At 70.4% G+C, this 5419-nt stretch carries 6 protein-coding genes; all 6 read right to left on the bottom strand.

Going from position 1 to position 5419, the window contains the following annotated elements; all coding sequences use genetic code 11:
- Positions 1–638, bottom strand: a 638-nt coding sequence (locus DD1DGNOD_RS04275) for a uracil-DNA glycosylase family protein (protein WP_430827753.1), incomplete at its 3' end; no start/stop codon positions are given.
- 347 nt (positions 639–985) lie between these two features.
- Positions 986–2008: a Ppx/GppA phosphatase family protein gene (locus DD1DGNOD_RS04270; protein ID WP_131769493.1), complete on the bottom strand. Its 1023-nt coding sequence runs from the start codon at positions 2006–2008 to the stop codon at positions 986–988.
- Positions 2005–2628, bottom strand: coding sequence for a DUF501 domain-containing protein (locus DD1DGNOD_RS04265; protein ID WP_131769492.1), 624 nt, complete (start codon positions 2626–2628; stop codon positions 2005–2007). The genes DD1DGNOD_RS04270 and DD1DGNOD_RS04265 overlap by 4 nt, the downstream gene beginning before the upstream one ends.
- Entirely contained in the window at positions 2625–2951 is a 327-nt protein-coding gene (locus tag DD1DGNOD_RS04260; RefSeq protein ID WP_346434262.1) for an FtsB family cell division protein, read from the bottom strand. The genes DD1DGNOD_RS04265 and DD1DGNOD_RS04260 overlap by 4 nt, the downstream gene beginning before the upstream one ends.
- Positions 2948–4234 carry a phosphopyruvate hydratase gene (eno, locus tag DD1DGNOD_RS04255; RefSeq protein WP_131765315.1) on the bottom strand — a complete coding sequence of 429 codons (1287 nt, stop codon included), beginning with the start codon at positions 4232–4234 and terminating at the stop codon, positions 2948–2950. Before eno ends, DD1DGNOD_RS04260 begins: the two co-directional genes overlap by 4 nt.
- Before the next feature lie 396 nt (positions 4235–4630).
- The coding region (locus tag DD1DGNOD_RS28770; RefSeq protein ID WP_241255454.1) for a S49 family peptidase at positions 4631–5419 on the bottom strand (789 nt) is incomplete at its 5' end.

Genomic DNA, 5419 nt, shown 5'->3' with positions numbered 1-5419 from the left:
GCAGGTTCAGTGGCGGGTTCAGTGGCGGGTTCAGTGGCAACTCGCTGCGCTGAACCCGTCCCATACCGCTGCAGCTCTGCCGGAGAGTGCGTGGGAACATCCGCAAGGACAACACGGCGGCCATGTCCGAATGTCGGTCGCGGCGACGGCACCCGATAACCGGCCCGCTCCAGCGCCGGCCACAGGGCCGTCCAGGCAAACCCGCCGAGCACAACGACCGCACGCAGAGTCGGCCGCAACAGCTCAAGGTCACGGACCAGCCATCCCCGGCAGGTGTCCCGTTCCTGTGTGGTTGGCTTGTTCACCGGCGGAGCACACCGAACCACGGCCACGATGCGGGTGGAGATCAGACGCTGGCCGTCACCAGCCGACACCGAGGTCGGTAACTGTGCGAGCCCGACCCGGTGCAAGGACGCGAACAGCCAGTCACCGCTTCGGTCCCCGGTGAAGATTCGCCCGGTGCGGTTGCCGCCATGAGCCGCCGGCGCCAGACCGACAACGAGTACCCGGGCGTCAGCGGGGCCGAACGACGGAACCGGTCGACCCCAGTAGCGCTCACGCGCAAAAGCGGCCCGCCGCAGCCGGGCGACATCCTCCCGCCAACCGACCAGACGCGGACAAGCCCGGCACACCGACATCCTGGCGTCAAGATCGAACGTGTCGGTCGCGGAAGCGGCGAGCCGCTCAACATCACCTGACGTGACGGCCACCGGGGTCACCACCGAGGCAGGATCCCCCGGCCAGCCCGAACCCGGCGCAACCGGACGCCGGTCATCGACATCACCGACGCCGGCGGTACCGCCGACACCGCCAGGGGCGTCGGCCCCGCCGGTACCGTCGGCGCCGTCAAAAGCGTCGAGGTCGCGTACGCCGTTGCAGAGCTCGTCCATCGAGCCACAAGACTAGACCTGTCCAGCCGGCCGACGAGTAGCTGGCCAACGAGCGTGCGATCATGGTTTTCGCGTGCTCGGAGGACCCGGGAAACCTACGAGCCGAGCAGTGACAGGGCGATACCATCGAGGATGTCGTGCTCGCTGGCGATCACGGCAGCCGCGCCGACACGCTCGACCAGCGTCCGCAGCACCAGAGCCCCTGCGACAATCACGTCAACCCGACCGGGATGCATCACCGGGAGGGCTGCCCGTTGCGCATGCGACATCGCCGCCAACCGGTCGGCCACCGCGGCGACGTCCGATGCCGATGTCACGGACAGGTGAATCCGGTCGGGGTCATAACCGGGCAGGTCCGCGGCAAGGGCTGCCACCGTCGTCACCGTCCCGGCCACCCCGACGAGGGTTGCGGCCGAGCGGATCGACACGGTCTGTTCGGCCAGGTCGAACGCGGCATGGGCGTCGGCGACCACCGCCGCCAGCTGCCCGGCCGTGGGTGGGTCGTCGTGCAGATGCCGTTCGGCCAGCCGCACACAGCCGACGTTCACCGACCTGGCCGCGTGCACCTTCACGGCGTCCCCGAGGACCAGCTCGGTCGACCCGCCCCCGATGTCGGCCACGACGAACGGCTCGGGGTGGCCTCGCAGCTCCCCCGTGGCACCGGCGTAGGACAGCGCGGCCTCCTCGTCGCCGGTGATCACTTCCGGCTCGACGCCGAGGATCGCGCGGACCCCGTGCACCAGGACGTCCCGGTTGCGGGCATCCCGGGTCGCGCTGGTGGCCACCATCCGCACTCTGGACGCGCCGAGCCGGTCGATCTCCCCGGCGTAGTCGCGCAGCGCCGTGAACGTCCGATCCAGCGCCTCGGGTGACAGCTCGCCGGTACGGTCCACCCCGGCTCCCAGCCGGACGATCTCCATGCGGCGGGTCAGATCCCGCAGTCGGGGGACGCCGGCGGCCGCACGCCTGCCTCCCGCACGGCCCGTACCTCCAGCATGATCCGCGACATGACCGGCATGACCACCCGGCGCGTGCCCGGCGTCGGCCTCGCTCGCCGCCTCGGCGACGAGCAGCCGGATCGAGTTGGTGCCGCAGTCGATGGCAGCCACCCGGGTCACGACGATCCACCCTCCCGTCCGGATCCACACGGACCAGCGGTCACGCACGGCCCGCGGGCACCCCAGTCCAGTAGCAGGGCCAGGGCCTCGTCACCGAACGGGTTCACCCCCGGGCCAGCTGCCAGACTGTGGGCGACCAACACGTGCAGGCACTTCACCCTGGTGGGCATCCCGCCCGCGCTCGGCGCGCCGGGCAGCTCGGCAAGGGCGTCCCGGCGGGCCAGGTAGTCGCGATGCGCCGCCTGGTAACGGCAGGCAAGAGACCCGTCATGGTCGGCGGCAAGCCGCTCGGTCATCTCCCGCATCAGGCCGGACGCCTCCAGCCGCCCGATCGCCGACGCCGCCCGCGGGCAGGTCAGGTAGTACAACGTGGGGAACGGCGTCCCGTCGGCCAGCCTGGGCCAGGTCTCGACCACATCCGGCAGGCCGCAGGAGCACCAGTGGGCGACTCGGTGCATCGCCCGCGGCTGCCGGCCGAGCTGACGCGCGACAACCTCGACGACCTCGGCAGTCCCGACAACCTCGGCGGCCTCCGGGCTGACAATGACTTCCGGGTCGACGGCGGCCTCCGGGTCGACGGCGGCCTCGCCGGGTGTACTACCGCCCCGACAGCCGGTCATCGCGCGGTGGCCGGGGGGGTCGGGGTCGGCGTGGCCGACGCCGCCGGTACCAGGTAGACCTTCTCCCCGGGCCGGGTGTAATGCAGCCGAACCCGGGCCTCGTCCTGGGCCCACGCCGGATCGTCGTAGCCGGCCACCTTGGTCTTCAGGGCCTCCACCCGTTTGCGCTGTTCGGCGTTGTGCGCCGCGAGCTCGTCGATCTGACTCTGCTGCCGCAGGTAGAGCCGCAACGGATAGGCCAGAGTCAGCACGAGCACACAGATCACCACCAGCAACAGGGTCATCCGGGTGGTGAACGTGGTGCGGCGCGGCACCGGTGTCACCCGGCTGTCGGCAAAAAGCGAGGAAAGGCCCCCGCCCCGGCATATCGAGCAGCGTCGTCGAGCCCCTCCTCGATACGCAGCAGCTGGTTGTACTTGGCGACCCGCTCGCTGCGGGCCGGAGCACCGGTCTTGATCTGCCCGGCATCGAGGGCGACCGCGAGGTCGGCGATGGTGGTGTCCTCGGTCTCGCCGGACCGGTGGGAGATCATGGACCGGTAACCGTTGCGGTGCGCGAGTGACACCGCGTCCAGGGTCTCGGTGAGCGTGCCGATCTGGTTGACCTTGACCAGCAGAGCGTTACCGGCCTTCTCGGCGATGCCGCGGGCAAGTCGCTGCGGGTTGGTGACGAACAGGTCGTCACCGACAAGCTGCACCGATCCACCGAGACGGGCGGTGAGCTGCACCCAGCCGGCCCAGTCGTCCTCCGCAAGCGGGTCCTCGATCGAGACGATCGGGTAGGCCGATACCAGCTCGGCGTAGTAGTCGCTGAGCTCCTGCGCGCTGCGGCGGGCACCTTCGAACCGGTAGGCACCGTCGTCGAAGAACTCCGTCGAGGCCACGTCGAGGGCCAGGGCGATGTCCTCCCCGGGCCGGAACCCCGCCTTACCGATGGCCTCCACAAGCAGGTCGAGCGCGGCGCGGTTCGCGGGCAGGTTCGGGGCGAAACCACCCTCGTCACCGACAGCGGTGGCCAGCCCCTGTGCCTTCAGCACGCTCTTGAGCGCATGGTAGGTCTCCGCGCCCCAGCGCAGCGCCTCGGCAAACGTCGCCGCCCCGATCGGAGCGATCATGAACTCCTGGATGTCGACGTTGGTGTCGGCGTGCGCACCACCGTTGACGACGTTCATCAGCGGCACCGGCAGCAGGTGCGCGCCCGGCCCGCCCAGATAACGGAACAGCGGCAGGTCGGACGCCTTGGCCGCGGCCTTGGCGACCGCCAGACTGACCCCGAGCAGCGCGTTCGCACCCAGGGCGGACTTGTCCGGCGTCCCGTCGAGGTCCAGGAGAGCCAGGTCGAGGATCCGCTGCTCAGTGGCCTCGAACCCCACGATCTCGGGGCCGATCCGGTCGATCACGGCGGCCACCGCGTTACGTACGCCCTTGCCGCCATAGCGGTCGTCGCCGTCCCGCAGCTCGACGGCCTCGAAAGCTCCGGTGCTCGCGCCGCTCGGTACGGCGGCGCGGCCGAGTGTGCCGTCTTCCAGGACGACTTCGACCTCGACGGTCGGGTTGCCCCGCGAGTCAAGGATCTCGCGAGCTTCTACAGCCTCGATGGACGGCACGGGCCTCGACCTCCGGTGTGGCACATCCGAACGGACACGTCCGACTAAAACGCTACTGGTGCGACAGGGCGGGCATCGGCAGCGCCGACGAAATACGACCCGGCCGAGACTATCGCCACCGCGCTCACGACACGCACCTTCGGCACGCCACGTCGGACACGAAAGCCGGTCCAGTGCGCGATGACGAAGCCGCCGTCGGCGCCACGACAAGGGGGTCCAGAGGCGACCTGCCCTGCCGACGCCGCCGAAAGCAGGTCGTACCACCGGTACTGCGGCCGATCACGCCGGGCCTGTCGCGGGCGACGCGGAAAGAACATGATCGCGCCGCTTTCGCCCGATCAGTGATCTCTGGCTGGTCAGGGAGCTTATCGGCCGGTCAGGGACTTTTTGGGCCGGTCAGGTGACACAGCCCAGCGGCGGCATCAGCAGCGGACCGCCGACCGGCAGGCCCGCCCGGGCCGCAGCCACCGCCAGCGGACCCCAGCCGGCGGCGAATGCCTCACCACCGACAGTGGCATACGCCCCGCCGATGACCCGTTGCGCCATCAACTCCAGTGACGCTCCCAGAACCACCGCGCCGGCCAAGGGCAGAGCGGTCAAAGGCGGACCGGTCAGGGACAGACCGCTCAGGGGCGCCCCGCCCGTCCCGGCAGCCGCGGGTTCCTCACTGGAGCGCGGTGGACGCAGCCTGTCCACCAGCGCCGGCTTCGGCAGGACACGCAGCCGCGGGGTCACCGACGCGGGCTGGCCGGCCTTCTCCCAGGCCAGCTCGCATGCCTGGGAAAGCCCCCCGAGGACGTCCACGAGGCCGCGCTCACGGGCGTCGGCGCCTGTCCACACCCGTCCTCGAGCGACCTCGTGCACAGCCTCCGGCGACATCCTCCGGCCCACGGCGACCTTGGTGACGAAGTCCTCGTAGATCCGGTCCAGGAACTCGTCCAGCTTCTTGCGTTCGGACGGGCTGAACTCACGCCGCGGGGAGGTCATCAGCGCGTTCTCTCCCTCGGCGACCGCACCGAAGCGCACGCCGACCTTGTCCAGCAGTTCGCGGACGACCTGCTTGCCGCCGAACACCCCGATGGACCCGGTGAGGGTGCCCGGATGCGCCACGATCGCGTCCGCTCCGAGCGCGACGAAATACCCGCCGGAGGCCGCCACCGAGCCCATCGAGACCACCACCGGACG

The organism is Candidatus Protofrankia californiensis (assembly GCF_900634765.1).
Lineage (GTDB): Bacteria > Actinomycetota > Actinomycetes > Frankiales > Frankiaceae > Protofrankia > Protofrankia californiensis.
The sequence above is the reverse complement of the archived record's forward strand: the minus strand, read 5'-3'. Positions and strand labels throughout refer to the sequence as shown.

Excerpts from the sequence above, each read along its gene's own strand:
- DD1DGNOD_RS04265 (WP_131769492.1), bottom strand. The coding sequence starts at position 2,628 with ATGACCGGCTGTCGGGGCGGTAGTACACCCGGCGAGGCCGCCGTCGAC.